The organism is Aestuariibius insulae, from assembly GCF_040783535.2.
GTDB lineage: Bacteria > Pseudomonadota > Alphaproteobacteria > Rhodobacterales > Rhodobacteraceae > Aestuariibius > Aestuariibius insulae.
This window is the reverse complement of sequence record NZ_JBFONW020000001.1, coordinates 79,940-103,087: the sequence shown is the minus strand read 5'-3', so window position 1 is coordinate 103,087 and position 23,148 is coordinate 79,940. Positions and strand designations below refer to the sequence as shown.

The 23,148-nt window shown below is 59.9% G+C and carries 31 protein-coding genes; 22 read left to right on the top strand and 9 right to left on the bottom strand.

Annotated features, from left to right (window positions below):
• The first annotated feature begins 8 nt into the window (after window positions 1–8).
• Window positions 9–470 carry a tryptophan-rich sensory protein TspO gene (gene tspO / locus AAD018_RS00565; protein WP_367314084.1) on the top strand — a complete coding sequence of 154 codons (462 nt, stop codon included), beginning with the start codon at window positions 9–11 and terminating at the stop codon, window positions 468–470.
• Window positions 471–527: 57 nt separating this feature from the next.
• Here the strand turns inward: tspO and AAD018_RS00560 are convergent, their stop codons facing one another.
• From AAD018_RS00560 to crtD, 3 genes are all read right to left on the bottom strand, one after another.
• Complete coding sequence (locus AAD018_RS00560; protein ID WP_367314085.1) at window positions 528–788, bottom strand: hypothetical protein; 261 nt, start codon at window positions 786–788, stop codon at window positions 528–530.
• Window positions 789–883: 95 nt separating this feature from the next.
• Window positions 884–1,741: a carotenoid 1,2-hydratase gene (crtC, locus tag AAD018_RS00555; protein ID WP_367314231.1), complete on the bottom strand. Its 858-nt coding sequence runs from the start codon at window positions 1,739–1,741 to the stop codon at window positions 884–886.
• The gene (crtD, locus tag AAD018_RS00550; RefSeq protein WP_367314086.1) at window positions 1,726–3,291 is read right to left on the bottom strand and encodes a 1-hydroxycarotenoid 3,4-desaturase CrtD; all 1,566 of its coding nucleotides are present in this window, start codon (window positions 3,289–3,291) and stop codon (window positions 1,726–1,728) included. Before crtD ends, crtC begins: the two co-directional genes overlap by 16 nt.
• A 98-nt stretch (window positions 3,292–3,389) precedes the next feature.
• On the opposite strand from crtD, the gene AAD018_RS00545 reads away from it, so the two are divergent.
• The 14 genes from AAD018_RS00545 to AAD018_RS00480 all read left to right on the top strand — a co-directional run bounded on the left by AAD018_RS00545 (window position 3,390) and on the right by AAD018_RS00480 (window position 14,347).
• Complete coding sequence (locus AAD018_RS00545) at window positions 3,390–4,268, top strand: polyprenyl synthetase family protein (RefSeq protein WP_367314087.1); 879 nt, start codon at window positions 3,390–3,392, stop codon at window positions 4,266–4,268.
• Window positions 4,269–4,296: 28 nt separating this feature from the next.
• Window positions 4,297–5,397: a methyltransferase gene (locus AAD018_RS00540; protein WP_412005194.1), complete on the top strand. Its 1,101-nt coding sequence runs from the start codon at window positions 4,297–4,299 to the stop codon at window positions 5,395–5,397.
• A 117-nt stretch (window positions 5,398–5,514) separates the two neighbouring features.
• A complete protein-coding gene (gene bchC, locus AAD018_RS00535) occupies window positions 5,515–6,456 on the top strand; it encodes a chlorophyll synthesis pathway protein BchC (RefSeq protein ID WP_367314089.1) in 942 nt (313 codons plus the stop codon).
• Window positions 6,453–7,454 (top strand): chlorophyllide a reductase iron protein subunit X, encoded by a 1,002-nt coding sequence (locus tag AAD018_RS00530; RefSeq protein ID WP_367314090.1) that lies wholly within the window; start codon window positions 6,453–6,455, stop codon window positions 7,452–7,454. The genes bchC and AAD018_RS00530 overlap by 4 nt, the downstream gene beginning before the upstream one ends.
• A 16-nt stretch (window positions 7,455–7,470) precedes the next feature.
• Complete coding sequence (locus AAD018_RS00525) at window positions 7,471–7,629, top strand: hypothetical protein (protein WP_367314091.1); 159 nt, start codon at window positions 7,471–7,473, stop codon at window positions 7,627–7,629.
• Window positions 7,626–9,119 (top strand): chlorophyllide a reductase subunit Y, encoded by a 1,494-nt coding sequence (gene bchY / locus AAD018_RS00520; RefSeq protein ID WP_367314092.1) that lies wholly within the window; start codon window positions 7,626–7,628, stop codon window positions 9,117–9,119. The genes AAD018_RS00525 and bchY overlap by 4 nt, the downstream gene beginning before the upstream one ends.
• A gap of 157 nt (window positions 9,120–9,276) precedes the next feature.
• A complete protein-coding gene (bchZ, locus tag AAD018_RS00515) occupies window positions 9,277–10,737 on the top strand; it encodes a chlorophyllide a reductase subunit Z (RefSeq protein ID WP_367314093.1) in 1,461 nt (486 codons plus the stop codon).
• Between the two features lies 1 nt (window position 10,738).
• Window positions 10,739–10,963, top strand: a complete 225-nt coding sequence (gene pufQ / locus AAD018_RS00510; RefSeq protein ID WP_367314094.1) for a cytochrome PufQ — start codon at window positions 10,739–10,741, stop codon at window positions 10,961–10,963.
• Between the two features lie 105 nt (window positions 10,964–11,068).
• A complete protein-coding gene (pufB, locus tag AAD018_RS00505) occupies window positions 11,069–11,227 on the top strand; it encodes a light-harvesting antenna LH1, beta subunit (protein ID WP_367314095.1) in 159 nt (52 codons plus the stop codon).
• A 12-nt stretch (window positions 11,228–11,239) separates the two neighbouring features.
• On the top strand, window positions 11,240–11,410 hold the full coding sequence (gene pufA / locus AAD018_RS00500) for a light-harvesting antenna LH1, alpha subunit (protein WP_367314096.1): 171 nt from the start codon (window positions 11,240–11,242) through the stop codon (window positions 11,408–11,410).
• Window positions 11,411–11,503: 93 nt separating this feature from the next.
• Window positions 11,504–12,352 (top strand): photosynthetic reaction center subunit L, encoded by an 849-nt coding sequence (gene pufL / locus AAD018_RS00495; RefSeq protein WP_367314097.1) that lies wholly within the window; start codon window positions 11,504–11,506, stop codon window positions 12,350–12,352.
• Window positions 12,345–13,271 carry a photosynthetic reaction center subunit M gene (gene pufM, locus AAD018_RS00490; protein ID WP_367314098.1) on the top strand — a complete coding sequence of 309 codons (927 nt, stop codon included), beginning with the start codon at window positions 12,345–12,347 and terminating at the stop codon, window positions 13,269–13,271. The genes pufL and pufM overlap by 8 nt, the downstream gene beginning before the upstream one ends.
• 13 nt (window positions 13,272–13,284) lie before the next feature.
• Window positions 13,285–13,518, top strand: coding sequence for an RC-LH1 core complex protein PufX (gene pufX / locus AAD018_RS00485; RefSeq protein ID WP_367314099.1), 234 nt, complete (start codon window positions 13,285–13,287; stop codon window positions 13,516–13,518).
• A 475-nt stretch (window positions 13,519–13,993) separates the two neighbouring features.
• A complete protein-coding gene (locus AAD018_RS00480; protein ID WP_367314100.1) occupies window positions 13,994–14,347 on the top strand; it encodes a hypothetical protein in 354 nt (117 codons plus the stop codon).
• Window positions 14,348–14,510: 163 nt separating this feature from the next.
• On the opposite strand, the gene AAD018_RS00475 is transcribed toward AAD018_RS00480, so the two are convergent.
• Window positions 14,511–15,149 carry a winged helix-turn-helix domain-containing protein gene (locus AAD018_RS00475; protein WP_412005193.1) on the bottom strand — a complete coding sequence of 213 codons (639 nt, stop codon included), beginning with the start codon at window positions 15,147–15,149 and terminating at the stop codon, window positions 14,511–14,513.
• A gap of 37 nt (window positions 15,150–15,186) precedes the next feature.
• The gene (locus AAD018_RS00470; protein ID WP_367314102.1) at window positions 15,187–15,459 is read right to left on the bottom strand and encodes a hypothetical protein; all 273 of its coding nucleotides are present in this window, start codon (window positions 15,457–15,459) and stop codon (window positions 15,187–15,189) included.
• A gap of 171 nt (window positions 15,460–15,630) precedes the next feature.
• Between AAD018_RS00470 and AAD018_RS00465 the strand changes: the two genes are divergently transcribed.
• From AAD018_RS00465 to AAD018_RS00445, 5 genes are all read left to right on the top strand, one after another.
• Window positions 15,631–16,122 carry a hypothetical protein gene (locus tag AAD018_RS00465; protein ID WP_367314103.1) on the top strand — a complete coding sequence of 164 codons (492 nt, stop codon included), beginning with the start codon at window positions 15,631–15,633 and terminating at the stop codon, window positions 16,120–16,122.
• 117 nt (window positions 16,123–16,239) lie between these two features.
• Complete coding sequence (locus tag AAD018_RS00460; RefSeq protein WP_367314232.1) at window positions 16,240–16,845, top strand: ribonuclease HII; 606 nt, start codon at window positions 16,240–16,242, stop codon at window positions 16,843–16,845.
• Between the two features lie 97 nt (window positions 16,846–16,942).
• Window positions 16,943–18,058: a site-specific DNA-methyltransferase gene (locus AAD018_RS00455; RefSeq protein ID WP_412005149.1), complete on the top strand. Its 1,116-nt coding sequence runs from the start codon at window positions 16,943–16,945 to the stop codon at window positions 18,056–18,058.
• 179 nt (window positions 18,059–18,237) lie between these two features.
• On the top strand, window positions 18,238–18,573 hold the full coding sequence (locus tag AAD018_RS00450; protein WP_367314105.1) for an ArsR/SmtB family transcription factor: 336 nt from the start codon (window positions 18,238–18,240) through the stop codon (window positions 18,571–18,573).
• Window positions 18,566–19,021 (top strand): SRPBCC domain-containing protein, encoded by a 456-nt coding sequence (locus AAD018_RS00445; protein ID WP_367314106.1) that lies wholly within the window; start codon window positions 18,566–18,568, stop codon window positions 19,019–19,021. Before AAD018_RS00450 ends, AAD018_RS00445 begins: the two co-directional genes overlap by 8 nt.
• 13 nt (window positions 19,022–19,034) lie before the next feature.
• Here the strand turns inward: AAD018_RS00445 and fliP are convergent, their stop codons facing one another.
• The 4 genes from fliP to fliF are packed head-to-tail and all read right to left on the bottom strand — an operon-like array spanning window position 19,035 to window position 22,207.
• Entirely contained in the window at window positions 19,035–19,751 is a 717-nt protein-coding gene (gene fliP / locus AAD018_RS00440; protein WP_412005148.1) for a flagellar type III secretion system pore protein FliP, read from the bottom strand.
• Between the two features lie 20 nt (window positions 19,752–19,771).
• The gene (locus tag AAD018_RS00435; protein WP_367314108.1) at window positions 19,772–20,035 is read right to left on the bottom strand and encodes a FliM/FliN family flagellar motor switch protein; all 264 of its coding nucleotides are present in this window, start codon (window positions 20,033–20,035) and stop codon (window positions 19,772–19,774) included.
• Window positions 20,028–20,618, bottom strand: a complete 591-nt coding sequence (locus AAD018_RS00430) for a FliH/SctL family protein (RefSeq protein WP_367314109.1) — start codon at window positions 20,616–20,618, stop codon at window positions 20,028–20,030. Before AAD018_RS00430 ends, AAD018_RS00435 begins: the two co-directional genes overlap by 8 nt.
• Window positions 20,618–22,207, bottom strand: coding sequence for a flagellar basal-body MS-ring/collar protein FliF (fliF, locus tag AAD018_RS00425; protein WP_367314110.1), 1,590 nt, complete (start codon window positions 22,205–22,207; stop codon window positions 20,618–20,620). Before fliF ends, AAD018_RS00430 begins: the two co-directional genes overlap by 1 nt.
• 111 nt (window positions 22,208–22,318) lie before the next feature.
• Here fliF and AAD018_RS00420 point away from each other — a divergent pair, with 111 nt between their 5' ends.
• Window positions 22,319–22,795 carry a flagellar basal body-associated FliL family protein gene (locus AAD018_RS00420; RefSeq protein ID WP_367314111.1) on the top strand — a complete coding sequence of 159 codons (477 nt, stop codon included), beginning with the start codon at window positions 22,319–22,321 and terminating at the stop codon, window positions 22,793–22,795.
• 9 nt (window positions 22,796–22,804) lie between these two features.
• Complete coding sequence (locus AAD018_RS00415) at window positions 22,805–23,146, top strand: hypothetical protein (protein ID WP_367314112.1); 342 nt, start codon at window positions 22,805–22,807, stop codon at window positions 23,144–23,146.
• The last annotated feature ends 2 nt before the right edge of the window (window positions 23,147–23,148 follow it).

The window sequence follows — 23,148 nt, the reverse complement described above, 5'->3', positions numbered from 1 at the left end:
AAGCGATAATGGATATTCTTGTCTTTTTTATCTTCCTCGCTGCGTGTTTCGGAGCAGGAGCCACAGGCGCTCTTTTTCCGCCGGGGGAGTGGTACGAAAGCCTTGATAAACCTGCCTGGACACCCCCGGATTGGGTTTTTCCTGTTGCCTGGACGACGATCTATCTTCTGATAGCCTTCGCCGCGTCTCGTGTCGCTTCACTGGATGGGTCGGCCTACGCTATGGCCTTCTGGTCTCTCCAGATTGCGCTCAATGCGCTCTGGACGCCCGTCTTTTTTGGGCTGAAACGGCTGAGAGAGGCGATCTATGTCCTGGCGCTTCTTTGGCTGGCAGTCTTGGGGGCAACCCTGTCCCATTTTCAATTGGATCTATGGGCTGGCCTTGCCTTTATTCCTTACCTGCTTTGGGTCACTGTTGCGGGCGCCTTAAATGTGAGTGTTTGGCAGCGAAATCGAAGTAGCGAGGCATAGCCGGAAACGAAAAAGGCCGCGGTTCAAAACCGCGGCCTCTCGCATTCAAAAGCTGGTTTAGTTAGCGACGATCGCCTCGATACGGTCGCCTTTGTCACCTTCGCTGATGTCGGAAGATGAAATGATGCCGTGGATCTGAGCGAGCTGAGCAACGGTCAGGTCGCGGGGATCAACATCAATGTCGAAATCCTGCAGGGCAGCAGCAGCATTTTGCTCGAGCATGGAAAGGGCAGCGCCCATGTCTTCCATGTTCGCGTGAGCTTCGGCGTTCGCCATGAGAGGAGCGGAGAGAAGAGCGGCAATAGCAAGCATGCGCATTAGTGTATTCCTTTGTTTATTGTCTTCATGAGGAAATCGTATCCCCAATCAACATAGGTAACGCAAAACTGACACAAACAGTTCCATCGCGACAATCAAGTTAGATCAGGCATCCGTGATCGCCAGACTTTTTTTCGCGGCACTCGGACAGCAAGCATAGGCTTAAGCCACCTGGAGGCGTATCGATCAAGATCCAGCGCCTCGTGCACACCTTGAAGGCGCTCCCCATCAATCTGGGTCTCCACGACAGATCGGGAATAAAACGGCGCGTCTAGCATCGGCTTGATCTGAACGGGCGTATGACCCAAGTCCGCTCTAGATTGACGCTTCAGGTACCAACCCGTCCGTTTCATCTTGGCCAACTCTCCCGCTTTGACTTGCTCAACCGACCCATTGGATCCAAACCGAAAAGACGCAGACAGATCCGAGCCATCTCGACGCTCCGAATCATAGAGGCAAAGGCTTCCACCTCGGCTCGGAAAGCGGCCCCAAGTCCAATAGCTGAAATCCGCCTCAAGCGGTCTGGTGCCAAAATTGGCATCAAAATAGCCGTGACCACTCCAACGCCATTGATCATCGTTAAGGTCGACATCAATCCGCGCGGTCGGCGCAAACGGCCGCCAGACGTGAGCGCCGTCTTTCGTCAAAGGAAGCTCAACGCCGGTCAATGCGGTGGGTGTGAGCCGCACCTGTCCGCGAAGCCGCCCGATCTTAGGAAGAGAGGAGATCTCGTCGATATCAATGATGAGCGTCTCGCCGTTCCAAGACATCGAGGACGGACCAATCTCCAGTGTATCGGAATGCCGTGTCAGCGCCGTCTCGCCACGGTCCGTCATGGCGAATTTTCCGCCTTTGCCGTAGGTCGCAACGTTCATGCAGCAGTGGTTCGCTGGATTTCCTCGTCCTGACCACGCGTACCACGGAGAAAAGACAGACCCTATGAAGCCGATGATCGAGATGGCGCGCGTTCCATCGTCGCTGACGCCGTCGACATACCACCAGGCGTATCCGCCGGCCGGGACATCGAGGTCGAAATTCGGTCTTTCAAAATCGCCTCGGCCGCATGCCGGCCTGAGAGCGTCGCCATCGGTATGCCCGCTCCCGGATGCACTCCGCCGCCCGCCAGATAAAACCCCTTCAACGCTGTTTTTGCTGTCGGCCTCCTGAACGCTGCCATCATCCCATGTGGGGATCGCCCGTATAGCGACCCGCCCGAGTGAGGGAACAGGCTGTCGAAGATCTTCGGCGTCGTCAGGCTGTCTGCCTTGGGCTCGTCCAGAAATGTCAGACCGAAGTCCTTGAGCTCTTTGAGTATCATATGGTGACATTCCGGCTGTCCTTCACACACGGTTATGGGAGGGGCGTTCATGATGATCTCGAACCGTTCAGCATCGGTAGGTGCAGCATCACCGCCACGGTCCTGGGCGCAGACATAGAGGGTCGGTTTTTCGGGAAGCCCTCCACGTTCGAGCGGCCCAAATTCCGTCTTCGAATCATCTCCGAAGAAAACATTGTGATGGCTCAGCTTCGGTCCATCAGCAGGGAGCCGCGAGGCGAATGCCATGACCTGGGCCGATAGGCTGCGGGCAGCGTTCGCCCGCTTGGAGACGAGCGAGGTTACCTCTGCTCCCAAGGCCCCATCGGCCAAGGCAAGCGGATCACCGTTAAATACGACGGCGTCGGCCAGAACCCTATCCCCGTTACAGATTATTCCTGCAACATGCCCGTCTTCGGCCAGAATAGCCGTCACATCGGCGTTGTAGTGAAACGTCGCCCCTCGGTCCTCGGCCAGTTTCTCCAATGCAAGGGGAAGCTGGTGGATCCCGCCATCGATGCTCCAGACGCCCTGCGCCTCCGCGTCCGAGATTAACGAAAGAATGGCGGGAACCCGGCTCGGCAGACCGCCCACGTAAGTTGCATATCTCCCAAAGAGCTGGGCCAGCTTCGGCTCGCGGAACTGTTGCTGCAAACTGGTCTCGAGCGACGAGAACGGCGTCATCTGGCGAAGAACCGATGGGCGCCCGAGCGTCTGCAAGATCAAAGTAGTAAGCGACGGCGCCGCCGTTTCAATCATCGATGGCTCGAACGCCTGAAACAGCGCTGAAGCGCGACGTCTGAAGCGGTCGTAGTCGCCAGCCGCATCCGCTCCGAAGGCGCGTTCGACCTCTGCCATCGTTGCCTCCGGATCGGCGCACAGATCGAAAGTGGTCCCGTTCTTCCAAAAGTGGCGGGCTATGACCGGCGCGGCACGGAGCGTCAGATGATCAGATAGCCGCTCGCCAACATCGTCGAAAAGCTGCTCGAAAATCCGCTTTAGCGTAACGACAGTGGGCCCTGCATCAACGGGTCCCGCGACTGACGGCACCGTCCGGATCTTCCCTCCTGGCGCCGCGTGACGCTCGAAAACCTGAACCGCATGTCCCGCATGAGACAGCCGAAGCGCAGTCGCCAACCCGCCTATGCCGGCTCCGATCACAATTGTCCGAGGGTGCTGTGCAGCCATGAGATCCTCACTGCCGGACAGTGTTGACTCGTATCGGCAATGTGTCCAGTCTAGTTGACACATTAGGCGTCAATTCCGTCGTCGTTCAGGAGATGGTCATGAGCTTCTCTCAAAGGATCGACAATGCACTGACCCAGGTCATCAGGCGGGGGCAGGCGGAACCGGCGCCCGGCAAGTTGGCATCCTGCCTTGATTATTCGGTGTCTCCCGGCGGCGCGCGCATCCGGCCAACCATATTGATGAGTGTCGCCGCAGCTTGTGGAGACGACGCTCCCGAACTCACCGATGCAGCTGCCGTCGCGTTGGAGCTCATCCATTGCGCCAGCTTGGTCCACGATGATCTACCTTGCTTTGATGATGCCGACATGCGCCGGGGAAAGCCTTCCCTTCATAAGGCTTATGGCGAACCACTCGCGGTTCTAACAGGCGATAGCCTTATCATTCAGGCATTTCAGACCCTCGCTATCGCCGGACAGATCGAAGCTTCGCGGGCATTGCGTCTCATCTCCATCCTGTCAGAGCGTACGGGAATGCCGCACGGCATCTGTGCGGGACAAGGGTGGGAGAGTGAGGATCAGATTGACCTGCGCGCCTATCATGTAGCCAAGACCGGCGCCCTTTTCATAGCGGCGACCCAGATGGGCGCCGCGGCTGCAGGTCAGGACCCCGAACCGTGGGAAGAGCTTGGCTCGCGGATCGGAGAGGCATTTCAGGTCGCGGACGATCTTAGAGATGCCCTTTGCGATCAGGCAGAGCTTGGAAAGCCCGCAGGTCAGGATGATCTTCATGGACGTCCCAACGCAGTCGCATCCTTCGGGATCGAAGGAGCGGTGACGCATCTTAGAAATATCCTTGGCGGTGCCATCGCCTCTATCCCGTCTTGCCCGGGCGAGGCTGCGCTGGCGACGATGGTTCGCGCGCAAGCCGAACGGCTGACTCCGGTCTTTGCCACGCGCCGTACTGTCCCCGGGGAGTAGCGTGGTTTCGACGCCAGCAGGGCGGCGCTTGGGGCTGTCCCTGAAAAGACCTAACCCATCAACTACATTCGCCCGTCTCATCGCAAACCCCGGGTTCCAAAGGTGGGCCGCGCGGTTTCCCTTAACGCGGCGATTGGCCCGAAAGGACGGAGAGGCGCTATTCGACCTGGTCTCCGGGTTTTGCCATAGTCAAATCCTACAGGCCTTCGTCGCCTTGGATCTGCACACGTTGCTTTTGGACGGACCAAAATCTCTCGACAGTCTCGCACTCCAAACAAAGGTCTCGCATGATCGTCTTGCGATCCTTTTGCAGGCCGCCGCGGCGCTTGGCCTCGTCAAAAGAAAGCGCAAATCATACAGCCTTTCCCGAAAAGGAGCTGCGCTGGCGGGTGTGCCGGGTCTTTCCGAGATGATCCTTCACCACGACATCCTTTATCGGGATCTTCGCGATCCGGTTGCCTTCTTCAAAGGAGAGAGCGAAACCGAGCTTGCCGAGCTTTGGCCCTATGTATTTGGCCAGAACGCGGATCTGCCGAAAGAGACCGCCGACCGGTATTCCGCTTTGATGAGCGGAAGTCAGGCGCTTGTTGCAGAAGATACCTTGAGAGCTGTCACTCTCTCGGATGTTCGCTGTCTCATGGATGTCGGCGGGGGACGTGGCGCCTTTCTGTCAGAGGTCGCCAGGCGGTATCCTGACATGGAGCTGAAGCTCTTTGATCTGCCCGGTGTCGTGTCGGATGTGCCGCTCGAGCTGTCTGGGGTCGTTGACATACATGCCGGTTCGTTTCGGGAAGATCCACTACCGGAAGGAGCTGATGCTATCAGTCTGATCCGCGTTCTTTACGACCATCCGGATCACATCGTCTCCGATCTACTGACCAAAGTGTACGAAGCTCTCCCTGACGGTGGACGCCTCATTATCTCGGAACCGATGTCTGGCGGTGACAGGCCGGAACGGCCCGGGGATGCTTACTTTGCCATCTATACGCTTGCCATGCGAACAGGCCGAACACGCTCTGCGGCCGAGATTTCCGATCTATGCCGAGCTGCCGGTTTCACCGATATTCGGATCCCTAAAACAGCTCGCCGATTTGTCACGAGCTGTCTTACGGCTGTAAAGCTAAGTTGACACTTTTTTGTCCATCTAGATTGACAGAGATCAACGTCTCGTTATCCTGACAGCAGAACTGGTTCTATCCCGTGTGATTCACGGAACTTCCCCGAACCAGCACAACCGGGAGGCCACATGCATACAGAGGCCGTCATACTCAGCGGACCGCAGGCGCTCTCGGTCGGTCATGTCGCTATCGCCTCTCCCGATGCCAATGATCTGGTTGTCGATATTCATCATTCCGGCATCTCCACAGGGACCGAAAAACTCTTTTACAATGGCGAGATGCCGCCTTTTCCCGGCATGGGCTATCCGCTCGTCCCCGGATACGAGGCTGCAGGCGAAGTCGTTGAAGCGGGCCACCTGACGGGTTTCAAGCCGGGCGATTATGTCTTCGTCCCAGGATCAAGCTGTTACGAAGATGCACACGGCCTTTTCGGTGGTGCGGCTGCGCGGCTTGTCACACCGGCCAGCCGTGCTGTCCGGATCGATCCTGCCTTGTCCGCAGAAGGCGCGTTGCTCGCGCTTGCCGCGACGGCGCGACACGCGTTGGCGGGACCGGAAAACGAACTGCCGGATTTGATCGTTGGCCACGGCGTCCTTGGCCGTCTTCTCGCACGTCTGACGATTGCCGCCGGCGGCCCGCCTCCAACTGTATGGGACATCGATCCCGCCCGCCACGAAGGGGTGCTGGGCTATGAGGTCTGCCACCCGGATAAAGATGAGCGGACCGACTACAGAGCCATCTACGACGCCTCCGGCGCCGGATCACAGCTCGACCGTCTCATCGGTCGCCTTTCCAAAGGCGGTGAAGTTGTTCTCGCAGGCTTCTATTCCGATCCATTGTCCTTCGCCTATCCGGCAGCCTTCATGAAAGAGGCGCGGCTCAGGGTTTCGGCGGAATGGACGCCGGAAGACCTAAGTGTCACGCGCGATTTGATCGAAAGCGGTCATCTCTCTCTTGCCGGCCTGATCACCCATCGTCGCGACGCTTCGCACGCGCCGGAAGCCTACGCGCAGGCTTTCTCCGATCCCGACTGCCTCAAGATGATCCTCGACTGGAAAGGTCACGCATGACGCTCGATGTCCCCAATCTCAAAGAGTTCGACCAGCGGCTGCGGGATGAGGCGGGCGAAGACCTTGCCGACATCCAAACCGAAGAGCCGAAGTCCAAAACACAGATCATCGCGATCTACGGCAAGGGCGGGATCGGCAAGTCCTTCACACTTGCCAATCTCAGCCACATGATGGCCGAGCAGGGCAAGCGCGTCCTGTTGATTGGATGCGATCCAAAATCGGATACGACGTCGCTTCTCTTCGGCGGTAAGGCCTGTCCGACGATCATCGAAACCTCAACAAGGAAAAAGCTCGCGGGCGAAGAAGTCGCCATTGGTGATGTCTGTTTCAAGCGCGGCGGTGTTTTCGCGATGGAGCTTGGCGGCCCCGAAGTCGGTCGCGGCTGCGGCGGGCGGGGTATCATCCACGGGTTCGAGCTGCTCGAGAAGCTGGGCTTCCACGACTGGGATTTCGACTACGTTCTTCTCGACTTTCTGGGCGACGTGGTCTGCGGTGGGTTTGGCCTGCCAATCGCGCGGGACATGGCGCAGAAAGTTATCCTCGTCGCATCGAACGATCTCCAAAGCCTTTACGTGGCCAACAATGTCTGCTCGGCGGTCGAGTATTTCCGCAAGCTCGGCGGCAATGTCGGGGTCGCGGGCCTCGTCGTGAACAAGGATGACGCGTCCGGGGAGGCGCAGGCCTTCGCCGAGGCGGCGGGCATTCCGGTGCTGGCCAGCATTCCACAGGATGACGATCTGCGGAAGAAATCGGCGAACTATCAGATCGTTGGCACAGATGCATCGCATTGGGGCGCTCTCTTTGCAGAGCTGGGCGATAACGTCGCCGAGGCCCCGCCAGTACGGCCGACGCCGCTCGATCAGGACGGACTTCTGGCGCTCTTTGACGGGAGCCAAACCGGCGCAGATTTTGTTCTGGAGCCTGCAACCGATGCGGATATGCGCGGCAAGAACGCGGTCCTGCGCGAAAGTCTCGAGGTGATCTATGACGATGCCTAGCGACGGACAAAATCACGTGGAAACGGAAAAACTTCTCGATGAGAGCATGCAGATGCTCGACGCCGCAGAAGAGAATTTGGATCGTGGGGTTCAGCATTTGCAGCGGGCGAACGCCCTTCTCGAGCAGACTGAGCGACGGAAGTCTGCGCCGATCCAGAATAGCGAGACTTTATGACCGAGGTGAAGGCACTCGAAGGATCGCCATGCCAATCCGGTGAGACACTGGACGCGGCGACGCGCAAAGCGGGCGGGTCCGAGATGCTTGATCGGTACGCGGCGGACTATCCGGTCGGGCCGCACGACAAGCCTCAATCGATGTGCCCGGCCTTCGGATCATTGCGTGTGGGCCTCAGGATGAAACGGGTCGCGACCGTCCTTTCGGGGTCGGCCTGCTGTGTTTATGGCCTCACCTTCGTCAGCCACTTCTACGGCGCGCGGCGGTCGGTCGGCTATGTGCCGTTCGACAGCGAGACACTGGTAACGGGCAAGCTCTTTGAGGATATCCGCGAAAGCGTCCATGCTTTGGCCGATCCGGCGGAGCGGGATGCGATCATAGTCACGAACCTCTGTGTGCCCACGGCGTCAGGCGTTCCGCTGCGGCTTTTGCCCAAGGAAATCAACGGAGTGCGGATCGTCGGTATCGATGTGCCCGGCTTCGGAATTCCGACCCATGCCGAGGCAAAAGACGTCCTGGCTGGAGCGATGTTGGCCTATGCGGCCGAAGAGATCGCAAATGGTCCAGTGCCTGCACCGGCCGCTGGCAAAGCGGACAGGCCGACGGTGACGCTGCTGGGCGAGATGTTCCCGGCAGATCCGATCATGATCGGGCGGCTTCTTGAGCCTTTGGGATTGGCGGCGGGGCCGGTCGTGCCGTGCCGGGAGTGGCGGGAGCTTTATGCCGCGCTTGACTGCGGGGCGGTGGCGGCGATCCATCCGTTCTATACGGCGAGCGTTCGGGAATTCGAGCGGGCGGGGCGTCCTGTCGTGGGATCGGCGCCGGTCGGACGGGACGGAACGGCGGCTTGGCTCGCCGGGATCGGAGAGGCATTTGGCCTGTCTTCCCAGAAGGTTAGCGAGGCACAGAACGCGGCTTTGCCTGCGATTGAGGGGGCTTTGAAGGGCTCCCGGATCAATGGGACCGTGACCGTGTCGGGATACGAAGGCTCCGAGCTTTTGGTGGCGCGGCTGCTGATCGAGAGTGGAGCGAATGTGCCTTATGTGAGCACGGCCTGCGCAAAATCGCGGTGGTCCGAACATGATGCGGAATGGCTTGCGGCGCGGGGTGTCAAGGTCGTCTTCCGGGCGTCGCTCGAGGATGATCTGAGCGTGATGGAAGGGGTGAAACCGGACCTTGCCATCGGAACGACTCCAGTTGTGCAGAAGGCGAAAGAGCTTGGGATTCCAGCGCTTTACTTCACCAATCTGATATCCGCACGGCCCTTGATGGGTGTGGCCGGAGCGGGGTCCTTGCAGCAGGTCGTGAACGCCGCGATGGCCAACAAGGATCGTATGGCGAAGATGACGGAATTCTTCGAGGGCGTGGGGTACAAGGACACCTCTGGCGTCTGGGAAGGCGATCCGAATGTGCGGGAGGATTTCCGTGATCTGAACCTGAAGAAACTCGCCAAGCAGGAGCGCGCCCGCAAGGCCGCGGAGATGATCTGATGGCGATTTCGGCATGCGGTATCCGGTCGGTATCCCGTCGGTATCGTGTCGGTGCAATTGTGGCATCCGGCGATGAGTATTTTTGGCCAGATGAAGCGAGGATCCCTCTAGAGGCGCGCGTTAACCTTAACGGAGCGTCAGGATTCCGGAGAGCGCCATGCTAGTCACCGACCACGACAGAGCAGGCGGATACTGGGGGGCGGTCTACGCCTTTTGCGCCGTCAAGGGATTGCAGGTCGTGATCGACGGTCCGGTAGGTTGTGAGAACCTGCCTGTGACCTCGGTTCTACATTACACCGATGCGCTTCCTCCGCATGAGCTGCCGATCGTCGTGACGGGTCTGGGCGAGGAAGAGCTTGGGCGCGACGGGACGGAAGGCGCGATGAAGCGGGCGTGGAAGACGCTCGATCCTGCGCTCCCGGCGGTTGTCGTGACGGGATCGATTGCAGAGATGATCGGCGGGGGTGTGACGCCTCAAGGGACAAACATTCAGCGGTTCCTGCCGCGCACCATCGACGAGGATCAGTGGCAGGCTGGAGACCGGGCGATGACCTGGATCTTTACCGAATTCGGCATGACCAAGGGCCGGATGCCCAAAGAGACCGCGCGCACCGAAGGATCGAAGCCCCGGGTTAACATCCTTGGCCCGATGTACGGCACGTTCAACATGCCCTCCGATCTGGCCGAAATCCGGCGTCTGGTCGAAGGCGTCGGGGCCGAGGTCAACATGGTGATGCCGCTGGGCGCGCATGTGGCCGAGATGCGCAACCTCGTGAATGCAGACGCCAATATTTGCATGTATCGCGAGTTCGGGCGCGGCCTGTGCGAGGTTTTGAACAAGCCTTATCTGCAAGCGCCGATCGGGCTGGAGAGCACAACCAAATTCCTGCGCAAGTTGGGCGAGATGCTGGATCTTGATCCCGAACCGTTTATCGAGCGCGAGAAGCATTCCACAATCAAGCCGATCTGGGATTTGTGGCGGTCGGTCACGCAGGATTTCTTTGCCACCGCCAGCTTCGCGATCGTCGCCAATGAGACCTATACGCGCGGCATTCGCCTCTTCCTTGAAGAGGATATGGGCCTGCCCTGCGCCTTTGCGACGGCCCGGGTGGCGGGCAAGAAGACGGACAACGAGGACGTGCGGGTGCAGATCGGGGCGAAGAAGCCGCTGATCGTGCTCGGGTCGATCAACGAGAAGATGTATCTCGCTGAACAGAAGGGCGGGCATGGGCCTCAGCCCGCGTTCATCCCGGCAAGCTTTCCCGGCGCCGCAATCCGGCGGGCCACGGGCACGCCCTTCATGGGCTATGCGGGAGCGACCTACCTGATCCAGGAAGTCTGCAACGGGCTTTTCGATGCGCTCTTCCATATTCTGCCGCTGGGCACGGAGATGGATGCAGGCGCCGCGACGCCGACCCCATTACGACGCGATTTTCCATGGGATGCGGAGGCGCAGGCGAAGCTCGACGAGATCGTCGCGTCCCATCCCGTCCTCACACGAATTTCGGCAGCCAAGTCGCTGCGGGATGCGGCCGAGAAAGCCGCCCTTGAAGAAGGTCACGACCGTGTCGTGATCGAGACGGTCACTCGTCTTCAGACTGCACTGGGAGGTGCCTGATATGACAGACTTCACGTCCGACGTCGTAGTTTCCAAAACCCGGAAGGCTCCGCCGAAACGCGAATACTACGCGTATTTCGGGGTCATCTTCCTGGCCACCCTGCCGCTTGCCATCGTGACCTGGCTGCTTAAGGCGGCCCGCCGGATGGAGCTTCCCGAGAAGGGACCGATTGCTGCTGCCTGGAGCCAGGCGCGCATCATCACGCCGATGATCTTCACGGCATGACCGAGCTGAGGGCCGCGAGGCCCGCAGAACCGCGGGGGGTTCGCCCCCGCACATACCCGGCCGCGGGGTCTGCGCGGTTTCAGTTCATTTTTCCGGAGGAAAAGCATGGCTGACAGAACGGACCTGTCCTTTACGGGTCTTACAGACGAGCAGGCGCAGGAGTTGCACTCGGTCTATATGAGCGGTCTGACGATCTTCACGATCATCGCCGTGGTCGCTCATATCCTGACCTACATCAAACTGCCCTGGTTCGCCTGGGGCTGAGGGAGATAGATCATGGCACAATTCTACAAGATCTGGCTCGTCTTTGACCCCCGCCGCGTCTTCGTGGCGCAAGGCGTCTTCCTGTTCCTGCTTGCAGCGATGATTCATCTCGTCCTGCTTAGCAATCCAGGGACGAACTGGTTCCAGCGGGCCTTCGCCGACGAAGTCGTCGTGGCCGAATAAGACCGGTTTGAAGATATCGCTGCGGGCGGGGACGCCCCGCCCGCGGCAAACGACACGAAGCGGGGCGGTCTGCGCCCCATTGGGAGTTTCGAGATGGCACAGCTCAGTTTCGAGAGAAAGTATCGCGTCCGAGGCGGGACGCTCGTCGGCGGCGATCTGTTCGATTTCTGGGTCGGGCCGTTTTATGTGGGGTTCTTCGGGATCACCGGGTTCTTCTTCACCGTTCTGGGGACGATCCTGATCTTTTACGGCGCGGCCATCGGGCCGACCTGGAACCCCTGGCTGATTTCAATCGATCCGCCAGCCCTGGAATACGGACTTCAGGCGGCGCCCCTGGCCGAAGGCGGGCTGTGGCAGATCATCACGATCTGCGCGCTGGGCTCGTTCACCTGCTGGATGATGCGCGAGGTCGAGATTTGCCGGAAGCTGGGGATGGGCTATCACGTGCCCTTTGCCTTCGGGGTCGCGATCCTGGCCTATTTTACGCTGGTGGTTATCCGTCCGGTGCTGATGGGTGCCTGGGGGCATGCGTTCCCTTACGGGATCTTCAGCCACCTCGATTGGGTGAACAACGTGGGCTACGCCTATGGCAACTTCCACTACAACCCGGCGCACATGATCGCGATCACGTTCTTCTTCACCAACGCGCTGGCGCTGGCCTTGCATGGATCGCTCGTTCTGTCAGCGGTCAATCCGGCGAAGGGCGAGGAAGTGAAGTCGCCCGAACATGAAGACACCTATTTCCGCGATCTGATCGGCTATTCGATCGGACCACTCGGCATTCACCGGCTGGGTCTGTTCCTAGCGCTGAATGCGGGCCTGTGGAGCGCGATCTGTATCGTCGTCTCGGGTACGGTCTGGTTCGAGGAGTGGATCGTCTGGTGGTACTGGTATGTCGATCTGCCGTGGTGGATCAATCTCGAGGGAGGCGTCAATGGCTGAGTATCAGAACATCTTCACTCAGGTGCAGGTTCAGGGCCCCGTCGAGATGGGCATGGACAGTGATGCCAACATCGCCGAAGGGCGGCTTGGGAAGGGGGGCTTCTCGCCTCTCTTCGGGCTCTTCGGGAACGCGCAGCTGGGGCCGATCTATCTCGGCACGTTCGGGATGATCTCGCTGGCGACCGGAGCGATCTGGTTCGTCATGGTGGGCATGAGCTTCTGGGCGCAGGCGGGGTACAACCCGGGCGTGTTTGCGCGCGATCTGTTCTACTTTGCGCTGGAGCCGCCATCAGCCGATTACGGTCTGAGCATTCCGCCGATGGCGGAAGGCGGGTATTTCCTGATCGCGTCGTTCTTCCTGCTGATATCGGTGCTGACCTGGTGGGTGCGCACCTATCTCAGGGCCGAGGCGCTGGGCATGGGCAAACACGTGGCCTGGGCCTTTGCGTCGGCAATCTGGCTCTTTCTGGTGCTGGGACTGTTCCGGCCGATCCTGATGGGGTCGTGGTCCGAGATGGTGCCTTACGGGATCTTCCCGCATCTGGACTGGACGAACCTTTTCTCGATCACCTACGGGAACCTCTTCTACAACCCGTTCCATGCCTTGAGTATCGTCTTCCTCTATGGATCGGCCCTGCTTTTCGCGATGCACGGCGCGACCATCCTGGCGGTCAGCCGGTTCGGCGGAGAGCGCGAGATCGAACAGATCATCGATCGCGGCACGGCGTCCGAACGGGCGGGTCTGTTCTGGCGCTGGACCATGGGGTTCAACGCGTCGATGGAAGGGATCCATCGCTGGGCCTGGTGGTTTGCGGTGCTGACAACGCTGACCGGCGGCATAGGTATCCTGCTGACCGGAACGGTCGTCGACAACTGGTTTGTCTGGGCACAGGACCACGGCTACGCGCCGCTGAATTAAGGAGATCGGCGAGATGAGTGAGAACCACGACTATCTGAGAACCGCCGGCGCAAGTCGCCTTTACGGAGACGTTCTGCTGCTGCAACTGAAGGGGGCGGCCTATGCGGCCGTCGTTCTTCTGGCGCTGCTTGCGGGCTATATGGTGCTTTTGGGAATTTCGTCGCTGTTGCCGCCGGAATCGAAAGAGGCACTTGATCCAACCCCCACGTCTTCACTGATCGTAGAGGAGCTCTCTCCCTACGCGTGATCGGGAGCCTTGCCGCTCCTGAGCCGGTTCGGGCGCTCTCCCCTGACCGCCCGATCCTCGGAGGTTCGTGTTTGCGCGGATCCTCCGGTTCCCTTCCTGTTGGCTACAGGAAAGCGGCACCGCGTCAGCCTTGGTTGACGCGGTGCCATTTTTTTTCGCCGCGCCTCGGCGCCGAACCTGCGTTAACCATATTTTTGATCGGATCTGTCGTAGGAAAGCGACAATCACCCTATGGCTGTGGGTCATGTTCCGGGCGCGGGCCTATTTCCATTGAGACTCGCTGAATTTTGCCGCTCGCGCATTCGTAGTTCGTTTGGAAAACGCTGCAATTGCCGATATTAATCACAAGCTTATGACCGTGCCGGTACGCGATAGCCTTCTTGGCAAGGTGATCCAATGAGGGTCTAATTGGAACGAATAACGGCGCCGGGTCGTCATGATATCAGGGCAGTGTGCAGGAAGCGGGTTTGAACACGTGAGTATTCCAAGAGATGCGGCGCTTGATCAAATGATCGAGTTTGCGATGGAAGAATTGCTCTCTGGCAATTCCAACAGAAAGCGCGGGATGGTTCGGAAAATGGCCGAGACCTGGCCGGAGGAACCTGCTCTGGCGCTAGTCTATGCCGTCACATCAGCGACCGAGACGATCGAGGATACGTTTCGGGAAAAGGCGCCAGAGGATCCGGTGATCCCGCTGGGCTACAGGCTGTCGGCACTGATCTCGGCGGATGTCCATGCGGTGCAGTCGATGGGTCAGGTCCCGTCGATGGCCGAGGATCTGCTACATTTCTGGCGCCGGGTGGATCCGCTGTTTTTGCGGATGCAGTAAGCTGCTGGAGGCTGGGACGGCGCGCGGTCTGGGCTGCGCCTGACCGACGCCCCGCCCACCCTCCCCGGCGGTTTTGTAGATGTTAGGGTTGGTTCCGGGGCTTCTTCTGGGCTTCGCCCGTTCGGCCCTGAAATGCTCCACTGGAGCATTTCCAGGACGGGCCTCACACCATTCGAATGACGTCTTTGTCGATGGCAAGCATGTAACCCCGGCGGGCAATGTTGCGCACCAGAAGCTCCGAGACCATCTGGTTCCCAAGCGTATCCCGCAGCCGTTTGATCCGGGTGGCCCCTGCGGCTTCTTCGCAATCGGCGGCGGGCCTGCCCGAGATCATGCCTTCAATCTCGGCGCCCGAAAGGACGTCATCGTCCATTCGCGCCTCGGCAAGAACCGAAAGGGTTTCGATAGCCGCCTCGGTTAGCTTGAATTCGAAGTTGTTGAGATAGACCACATTCTGATCTCGGCTGATCAAAAGCGAATTGACCTGGATGCCCGTCCGTTCGATCTGGGCCATGCGGCGGTTCAGCGTGATGAGCATCACCAGAAAGACCAAAGCAGCAATGAGAAGTGCTGTGGCGAAGACCAGAAGCACGAAGATCACGACACGGTAGCTGGTCAGGATGTCCGAAAACGATGTGCCAGACTGGGCGAGGATCTCGAGCAACTTGATCTCGGCGCCGGAGGTCAGATCGTCATTCTCGACAAAGATCTGCTCGACCCGCGCGTTAAAAGCGTTGGCATCGGGCAGATTCAGAAAGAGCAGAATGGCGGTAATCAGAAGGACCGCGACGATGGCGGCCATTCCACCTGCAACAATCCGGGAGCCGGCCTGACGCGCTTCAGAAGCGGAGGAAGAAGTTACCTGCACTGCCCCGCCTTTCATCCAGCCCACTCTCGTCGAACACCGACACCACATTCAAAAGCTGCCACCCCGTCCCGTCAAGGCGACGCTCGAGCTGGGATCGCGCATTGTTGCGGTTGCAGGGTTCCGAGATTTCCACAACGCCGTAGTGAAGGCGCAGAGGATCATCCTGCTTGGCCTTGTAGTCGGCATAGCAGGCTGCCTGTGCGGGGGAAGCGAGCAGGACCAGAGCTGTGAGTGCATGTTTCATGGCTCGACCATAAAGCGGGAGCGCGCGGGATATTCAATAACGGCGGCGTTGGGACAGGTGCTATCCAATAGCGCTGTGGCGATATTGTCTGACGGATCTTGGGGCGTCCAGCCTGGGGTCAGCACCACCGCATAGGGCGGGGGTGCACGAGACCACATGGGGAGACCCCACATGAGACATTCCTTCTTTGGCCTTGTGATGGGCTGCGTGCTTGCGCTGACAGGCGGTGGACCAGCTTTGGCCGACAACTCCGATATGAGCGACGTTCTGCGGTTTCTTGTGGACCGGGTCGAAGCCCAACGACAGGAAGACGCTCGCCGCGCGGAAGCCCGCCGCGAGCGGGAGCGCCGAAACCACCGGGACAGGCGCCACCGGAACGACAATGACGATGATGATGACGACGATGATGATGACGGAGGGGATCGCCGGGCACGGCATGGCGGCGACCGTCTTCCCTATGCGCTTCCAGCGCGCTGTCTGAGGTCGTTTGACCGTCAGGTGAGAGGCCAGGTCTTCATGGCCCGCTGCCTTAGAGAGAGAGGCGTTCGGGTCGGGCAGCTTCCGCGCTACTGCGAGGTTCGTGTGCGGACCCGGAACGGAGACAGGCGCGCCTTTCGGCAGGGCTGTTTGCGGAACGTCGGCTTCTACATCTCGCGCCGCTAGACCCTATGACCGGCAGGCCGATCGGGGCCTGCCGCTTTGGAACAGGGAGGATCGGTGATCGCTGGGATCCTCTCTATCCGGTTGCGTCGCGGATCAGAACGCGGCAGATCGCGCGACGTGACGCAACCGGACCTTTCCTTTGAAGATGCTGCCCGGGCGCGCGGCTTGCTGCGGGTCGCGGGGGTCGACGAGGTCGGGCGCGGACCATTGGCCGGGCCGGTCGTGGCGGCGGCAGTCGTTCTTGACGTGGCGCGGATCCCAGAAGGCCTGAACGACAGCAAGGTTCTGACAGCGCGCCGCCGCGAAGATCTGGCGGAGATGTTGGGCGCTTGCGCTCAAGTGGCCATAGGGCAGGCCAGCGTCGAGGAGATCGACCGGATCAATATCCTGGAGGCATCGCATCTGGCAATGATGCGAGCGGTCGCGCAGCTAGGCGCCGTTGATCATGTTCTGATGGACGGCAACCGGTTGCCGCGCGATCTGACCCTGTCGGCAGAGGCGGTGGTGAAGGGCGACGGACGGTCATTATCGATTGCGGCAGCCTCCATCATCGCCAAAGTGTGGCGCGATCGCCTCATGGTGGATCTTGCGCAACAGTGGCCGGGCTACGGATGGGAGCGGAACTTCGGTTATCCGTCGAAAGAGCACAGAGAGGCTTTGGTTCGGCTTGGGGTAACCCCAGCCCATAGGCGGTCCTTCAAGCCGGTGCGCAACATGTTGTGACAAGCGAATTTTGCAAGTCATTGATTCAATAAAGATTTTGACAGCGAATCAGGTCTGACTCATGTTCAGGGCAACGAGCGGGACAACTCGCCGGGACATGAGGCAGACGATGATGACGACGACAAAAAGCGCTTCGGCGCTTCCTTTGAACACGATTCTGGACGGGGATTGCGTTGCCGAAATGGCAAAGCTGCCGGACGGGTCCGTCGATCTTATCTTTGCCGATCCGCCCTATAATCTTCAGCTTAAGGGCGAGTTGCACCGCCCCGACAATTCGCGTGTCGATGCCGTGGATGATGCATGGGATCAGTTCTCGAGCTTTGAAGCCTATGATCGGTTCACATCCGCCTGGTTAGCCGAGGCGAAGCGGATCCTTAAGCCTGACGGTGCAATTTGGGTCATCGGCTCCTATCACAACGTCTTTCGTCTAGGCGCCGAGCTGCAGAACCAAGGCTTCTGGATTCTCAACGATGTGGTCTGGCGCAAATCGAACCCGATGCCGAACTTTCGCGGCAAGCGTCTGACAAACGCGCATGAGACGCTGATCTGGGCGTCGCGCAGCGAAGGGGCGAAATACACGTTCAACTATGAAGCCCTAAAAGCGCTGAACGAGGGTGTGCAGATGCGGTCGGACTGGGTTCTGCCGATTTGCACCGGGCATGAGCGGATCAAGGGCGCGGACGGGGCGAAGGCGCATCCGACGCAAAAGCCCGAGGCGCTGTTGCACCGGGTCATTCTGGCGACGACGCAGGTGGGGGATGTGGTTCTGGACCCGTTCTTCGGGACTGGCACGACCGGCGCCGTGGCCAAGATGCTTGGACGGGACTTCATCGGGATCGAGCGGGAGGCGACCTATCGCGAGGTCGCCAAGACGCGGATCGCGAAGATCCGGAAATTCGACCGGCAGGCGCTGGAGGTCACGGCTTCCAAACGAGCCGAGCCGCGGGTGCCGTTTGGCCAGCTGATTGAGCGCGGGATGCTCCGTCCCGGCGAAGAGCTGTGGTCGCTGAACGGTCGCCACAAGGCAAAGGTCCGTGCTGACGGCACGTTGATCGGGGACGATATCAAGGGATCCATTCATCAGGTGGGGGCCGCGCTGGAAGGCGCGCCGTCCTGCAACGGATGGACCTATTGGGCTTTCAAGCGCGACGGGAAGATGGTGCCCATCGACCTGTTGCGACAGCAGATCCGGGCGGAGATGCACGCCCACTGAGCCGCCCGTGCCGGAGGAGGTCCTCCGGTGCTACTGGCCCCGCCGATCCGGTTGGATCTGGCGGGGCTTTTTTTGCTCTGATGCCGTAGTTTTCTTCTGACATATCGCCATCATCGGAAAACTTAGCCATTCAGCTATCTTTTGATTGACCCTATCGATCCGACGATTTAGTTAGCCATATGGCTAATAATATCGATCATGTCTTCTCTTCCCTGGCCGATCCAACGCGCCGCGCCGTGATTGCACAGCTCATTACGGGTCCCGCACCTGTATCCGAGCTGCATGGGCCGCATGATATGGCGCTCCCCTCCTTCCTCAAACATCTGGGCAAGCTCGAATCCGCTGGGCTGATCCGATCCGAGAAGATTGGGCGCGTTCGGATGGTTCATATCGAGGCCGCTCCGTTGGTTGAGGCTGAGACGTGGTTGACGCAACACCGGCGTCTTTGGGAGGGCCGGCTGGACCGGCTGTCCGCATTGGCGGAAGATTTTCAACAGGAGGACCCTGATGGCTGATTTCGCGACCCTAACATTGGACCGGGACATCGCGTGCACTCCTGCTCGCTTGTTTCGTGTGATGACGGACCGAGAGCTTCGTCAGACATGGAGTGAACCGAACGACGAGAGCGTTCTGATCATCGACGAATACGACTGTCGCCCAGGCGGGCGCGAAGAGATCCGATGCGGTCCTAAAGAGGCGCCCGAGTTCAGAACGACGGGTCTGTTTCACGTGGTAACGCCGGAGTTTCTGTCGCTTACCGATATGCTGATCGTCAACGAGGAGCTTGTTTCGGTTTCGCTATGCGGTCATGAAATCGCAGAAGGTCCGAAAGGCAGCACGCTTTGTGTTACCTTGCAGATCACGAGCCTCGCCGGAGCTGACCTGTTCGATGAGTATCGCGGCGGGTGGTCTGCGGCAGTCGACAGTCTCTCAAAGCTGGCATCTGAGCCGGAGCCATCCTGATCGGCGATGCACGCTAGAAATAGCTGCGAACGAGGCTGCCCGCGATCAGGCTCCACCCATCGGCGACGACGAAGAAGGCCAGCTTGAAAGGAAGCGACACGATGGCCGGCGGGACCATCATCATGCCCATCGACATCAGGATCGCCGCGATCACCAGATCGATGATCAGAAACGGCATGAAGATCAGAAACCCGACCTGGAAGGCGCGCGCGATCTCGGACAACAAAAATGACGGGATCAGGACAGAGAGTTTTGCTTCAGGAATCGGGCCATTCGGATCAGTATCGGGCCGGAGATCGGCCAAGGCCGCGAAAGTATCGGGATCGATACGGCCGGACATGAAAGTGCGGAACGGATCGAGCGTCTGGGTGAAGGCCGCTGGTATTTCGATTTCACCGTCCAGAAGTGGCGTGATGCCGTTCGTCCAAGCTTCGATGAAAACCGGCTCCATCACGAAGTAGGTGAGAAACAAAGCGAGGCTGACGATCAGCATGTTGGGCGGGGATTGCTGAAGCCCGATCCCCTGCCGCAGGATGGCCAGCACGGTCACGATAAACGGAAAACAGGTGATCATCATCGCGATGCCCGGCACGATACTGAGCACCGTGATAAGCACCAGCAGCTGGATTGATCGCGTCGCCAGAGAGCCGTCATCCTCGAACGAGAACGGCAACTCCTGCGCGGAAGCAGGCCCGCCATAGATCAGTGCCATCACGCTTAGCAGCGTCATGGCGAGGAGGCGCATGCCGGTCAGGACAATGATCCGTTCAGATCGGCGACTTCGGTCAATCGCACGGCAAGCTGACCCGCCGATTCTCCGTCGAGTTCCTGCAATTCACCGCGGGCGATCAAGCGGTCTCCGATATAAAGCTCGACCGGATCATCGATCTTGCGGTCCAGCGGCAGGACCGCGTTTTCGCCCAGTTCCAGCAAATCCTTGATAACGGGGCGCGCCCGGCCGACAGAGATCGTCACTTCGATAGGGACGTTTGAAAACGGAGATGTTTCAGACATGGGCGGCCTTTCGGGACTGTTCATGGAAGAAAGCTTCGACCGCGACGCCGATATCCGAGACGATCGCGTCGAGATCGAGAAGGGTTTCACTCTCCGCCTGCGTGACGATCGCCTGTAGAGGGGTCAGCGTGTCGTCGGCCTGCACGCGGGCGGGGAAGGTTTTCGCCTCTGTTAGGGCGGCTTTGATGCGCTCTTTGGCCTGCGGTGCGACGCGAATTTCAAGCGCGTGCTCTGCAACCAGGTCGGCCTTTGTCGCGACCAGCTCGCTGATATGCTCTGTCAGGGTTGCCTCGGCCATCCGCGGCAGAACTGCCTCGGCCATGGTGCCGATCAGCGGTTTGAGCGCCTGCTGAAGGTGAAGGGCAGCCTCGCGATAGCCGAACGACATATCGAGAAAGGTCTGCACCAGCTGCGCGTGAAGTCGGTCCTGCTCGGCCCCGAGCTGTTCTTTCGCTTCGGCCTGTCCGGCAAGACGCCCTTCCTCATAGGCGGCCAGACGACGCTCTTCCTCCGGATCACGTAGCGGGACGCCGCCTGCGACCATGTCCTCCCGGAAGTCTTCGTAGATCATCGCTTTGCCCATCACGCGCGCTCACTCGGGCGGGGGGCATCGATCCAGTTGCGCAAAACCTCGACAGTGTCGTCCTGACGTTCACCGATCAGCGACCGAAGCCGGTCGACGGGATCCTCAACCTCCTTCGGCTTGCCGGAGACGACAGGCATATCGCCAAGCGACGCGCCGCTTGTATCGATTTCCCCTTCGAGGGCCGGAGTGGCGGATGCAGGCGAACGGCGCGGCGGCGTCGGGGCCGGAAGCTCTGCTGGCATGCTTGCATTCGAGAGAACCGGGCGAACAACAAAGAGCCCAAGAATTAGAGCAACCAAGGCGAGGATCCCGATCTGAATCAGCTGCATAACGTCGAGGTTCAGAGGCAGCCCGCTTGGCGTCATCGCTTCGGTGCCCATCGGCACGACCGGATCGAAGGACATCGATTTGATCGTAATGACGTCGCCGCGCGCCTCGTCAAAACCGACCGCCGAGGCCACAAGCTCCTCCAAAGCCGCCAGCTCCTCCGCTGGGCGCGGAGCCACGATGCTGTTGCCGCTTGCATCCGTCTGCGGCACACCGTTGACAAGAACGGCGACCGTCAGCCGCTTGACCGCACCGGGAACCCGCAGCACCTCCCTTTGCACTTCCGAGATATCGAAATTCACCCGCTCGCGGGTCTCGCTGTCATTGCTGTTGGAACTTCGCTCCTGACCGTTTGCTTCTCCGTCGGGCAGGTTCGACGCGACGGTGACATTGCCGGAGCCGCTGTTCTGCGAACTCGACGTCTGTTCTTCTGTATCGGTGCTGATCGCCACACGGCTACCCGGATCGACGGTGCGTTCGGTGATCTGCTCTGTCTCGGTGACGGTATCGAGGCTCACCTCCACGACCGCATTTCCATAACCGACCCGTGCCTCGAGGAGGCGCTCGACCCGGTCGCGAACCGATGCGGCGCGGTCGCCGTCCTGCGCCAGAGCCACGGGATCTTCTGTCCCGGCAATAAGCCCGCCTTCGGTATCGATGACCGCCACGTCATCGGGCGAGAGGCTGGATACGGCAGAGGCGACGAGATAGCGAACGGCCTTGGCCTGTGGAACGGTAAGCGTTCCCCCATTCGTCGTGACAGTCACAGAGGCGGTTGCCTGGGTACTTCGGTCAAAGGGCCGCTGGGACGGGTTCGAGATGTGGACGCGGGCCGACTGCACCAGAGAGCTGGCCGCAATCGTACGCGCAAGTTCGCCCTCTTTCGCGCGCCAATAGGCGGCGTCGAACATCTGTGAAGTGGTCCCGAAACCTGACAGCGAATCGAGAAGCTCATAACCCTGAGAGGAGTTCGCGGGCAGACCGTCACTGGCCAGGGTCATCCGCAGCGTATCGCGCTGCGCCCGGTCCACAAAGATGCTGTCGCCGCGCACCTCGTAGGCGACACCCTGCTGCTCCAGAGCGGCCACGACCTGTCCGGCGGAGTTTGACTCCAGCCCGGCATAAAGAAGTGTGAGATCGGTTTGCGCGGCAGACCGGCCCAGCATCAGGACGGCGACAAAGACGATGAGGGTCGATGCGATCACGGCAATGCGGCGACCGGCAGTCAAGTTGGACCAAAGGGAGGCGACGTTCTGCACCTGGTTCCTCCTGAAGAGTGACTTTTCTCGTCAATGGACCATCAGCCTTAACAATCGGTTAGTTCTCCATCGGCTATGACCGTTTCGCACGACAGCAGAAGAAAGACCGTCATGGCCGAAACCGAAGACACCGATATACCCGCGAAAAAGAAGTCCAAGCTTCCACTCGTGCTGGGCCTTGTCCTCGCTTTGGCGGGCGGCGGCGGCGCATTCTACGCGATCTGGTCGGGGATGTTGCTTGCGCCCGAAATGGAAGAGACGGCACAGACGCCTGCCGAACTTCTTGAACCGGTGGCCTTTGTTTCGCTTGATCCTATCGTGATCTCGCTGCCGCGCAGCAGCGCGCATAAGCACCTTCGCTTCCGTGCCGAGGTCGAGGTCGAACCGGCTTATCAGGAGGAGGTTGCAGCCCTCAAACCCCGGATCATCGATGTCATGCATACCTATCTCGGCGCTCTCGAACCCGAACAGATCGAGATGCCCGGCGCGCTGGCTCGGCTGCGCGGGCAGATGCTGCGCCGGTTGCGCGTGGTCGCGGGCGAAGGTCGCATTCGCGATCTTCTCATCGCTGAATTCGTTCTGGACTAGGAGGTTCCGATGGCTCTGATATCTGACATTCTACTCTTCGCCGGGGCGCTCGGAGCAGGCTTTTACTGCCTGATTCTCGCAAGACGTCTTCGCAAGTTCAACGATCTCGAAAGCGGTGTCGGCGGCGCGGTCGCCCATCTTGCGGCGCAGGTCGATGATATGACGCGCATTCTGGCGGAGGCTCAGTCGGCGGCGCGGGACTCGTCGGCCTCGCTCGAAGGGCTGACGACACGTGCCGAAGGCGTATCGCAGAGGCTGGAACTCATGCTTGCCTCCCTGCACGATCTGCCAGACCTGCCCGAGGAAAAGCCGCGACGCCAGTCCCCCAAGACAGCCAGCGCCGGTCACTGACG

Excerpts from the sequence above, each read along its gene's own strand:
- tspO (WP_367314084.1), top strand. The coding sequence starts at position 9 with ATGGATATTCTTGTCTTTTTTATCTTCCTCGCTGCGTGTTTCGGAGCA.
- AAD018_RS00560 (WP_367314085.1), bottom strand. The coding sequence starts at position 788 with ATGCGCATGCTTGCTATTGCCGCTCTTCTCTCCGCTCCTCTCATGGCG.
- crtD (WP_367314086.1), bottom strand. The coding sequence starts at position 3,291 with ATGGCTGCACAGCACCCTCGGACAATTGTGATCGGAGCCGGCATAGGC.
- AAD018_RS00545 (WP_367314087.1), top strand. The coding sequence starts at position 3,390 with ATGAGCTTCTCTCAAAGGATCGACAATGCACTGACCCAGGTCATCAGG.
- bchC (WP_367314089.1), top strand. The coding sequence starts at position 5,515 with ATGCATACAGAGGCCGTCATACTCAGCGGACCGCAGGCGCTCTCGGTC.
- AAD018_RS00530 (WP_367314090.1), top strand. The coding sequence starts at position 6,453 with ATGACGCTCGATGTCCCCAATCTCAAAGAGTTCGACCAGCGGCTGCGG.
- bchY (WP_367314092.1), top strand. The coding sequence starts at position 7,626 with ATGACCGAGGTGAAGGCACTCGAAGGATCGCCATGCCAATCCGGTGAG.
- bchZ (WP_367314093.1), top strand. The coding sequence starts at position 9,277 with ATGCTAGTCACCGACCACGACAGAGCAGGCGGATACTGGGGGGCGGTC.
- pufQ (WP_367314094.1), top strand. The coding sequence starts at position 10,739 with ATGACAGACTTCACGTCCGACGTCGTAGTTTCCAAAACCCGGAAGGCT.
- pufB (WP_367314095.1), top strand. The coding sequence starts at position 11,069 with ATGGCTGACAGAACGGACCTGTCCTTTACGGGTCTTACAGACGAGCAG.
- pufA (WP_367314096.1), top strand. The coding sequence starts at position 11,240 with ATGGCACAATTCTACAAGATCTGGCTCGTCTTTGACCCCCGCCGCGTC.
- pufL (WP_367314097.1), top strand. The coding sequence starts at position 11,504 with ATGGCACAGCTCAGTTTCGAGAGAAAGTATCGCGTCCGAGGCGGGACG.
- pufM (WP_367314098.1), top strand. The coding sequence starts at position 12,345 with ATGGCTGAGTATCAGAACATCTTCACTCAGGTGCAGGTTCAGGGCCCC.
- pufX (WP_367314099.1), top strand. The coding sequence starts at position 13,285 with ATGAGTGAGAACCACGACTATCTGAGAACCGCCGGCGCAAGTCGCCTT.
- AAD018_RS00475 (WP_412005193.1), bottom strand. The coding sequence starts at position 15,149 with ATGGCCGCCATCGTCGCGGTCCTTCTGATTACCGCCATTCTGCTCTTT.
- AAD018_RS00470 (WP_367314102.1), bottom strand. The coding sequence starts at position 15,459 with ATGAAACATGCACTCACAGCTCTGGTCCTGCTCGCTTCCCCCGCACAG.
- AAD018_RS00465 (WP_367314103.1), top strand. The coding sequence starts at position 15,631 with ATGAGACATTCCTTCTTTGGCCTTGTGATGGGCTGCGTGCTTGCGCTG.
- AAD018_RS00455 (WP_412005149.1), top strand. The coding sequence starts at position 16,943 with ATGAGGCAGACGATGATGACGACGACAAAAAGCGCTTCGGCGCTTCCT.
- AAD018_RS00450 (WP_367314105.1), top strand. The coding sequence starts at position 18,238 with ATGGCTAATAATATCGATCATGTCTTCTCTTCCCTGGCCGATCCAACG.
- AAD018_RS00445 (WP_367314106.1), top strand. The coding sequence starts at position 18,566 with ATGGCTGATTTCGCGACCCTAACATTGGACCGGGACATCGCGTGCACT.
- fliP (WP_412005148.1), bottom strand. The coding sequence starts at position 19,751 with ATGACGCTGCTAAGCGTGATGGCACTGATCTATGGCGGGCCTGCTTCC.
- AAD018_RS00435 (WP_367314108.1), bottom strand. The coding sequence starts at position 20,035 with ATGTCTGAAACATCTCCGTTTTCAAACGTCCCTATCGAAGTGACGATC.
- AAD018_RS00430 (WP_367314109.1), bottom strand. The coding sequence starts at position 20,618 with ATGGGCAAAGCGATGATCTACGAAGACTTCCGGGAGGACATGGTCGCA.
- AAD018_RS00420 (WP_367314111.1), top strand. The coding sequence starts at position 22,319 with ATGGCCGAAACCGAAGACACCGATATACCCGCGAAAAAGAAGTCCAAG.
- AAD018_RS00415 (WP_367314112.1), top strand. The coding sequence starts at position 22,805 with ATGGCTCTGATATCTGACATTCTACTCTTCGCCGGGGCGCTCGGAGCA.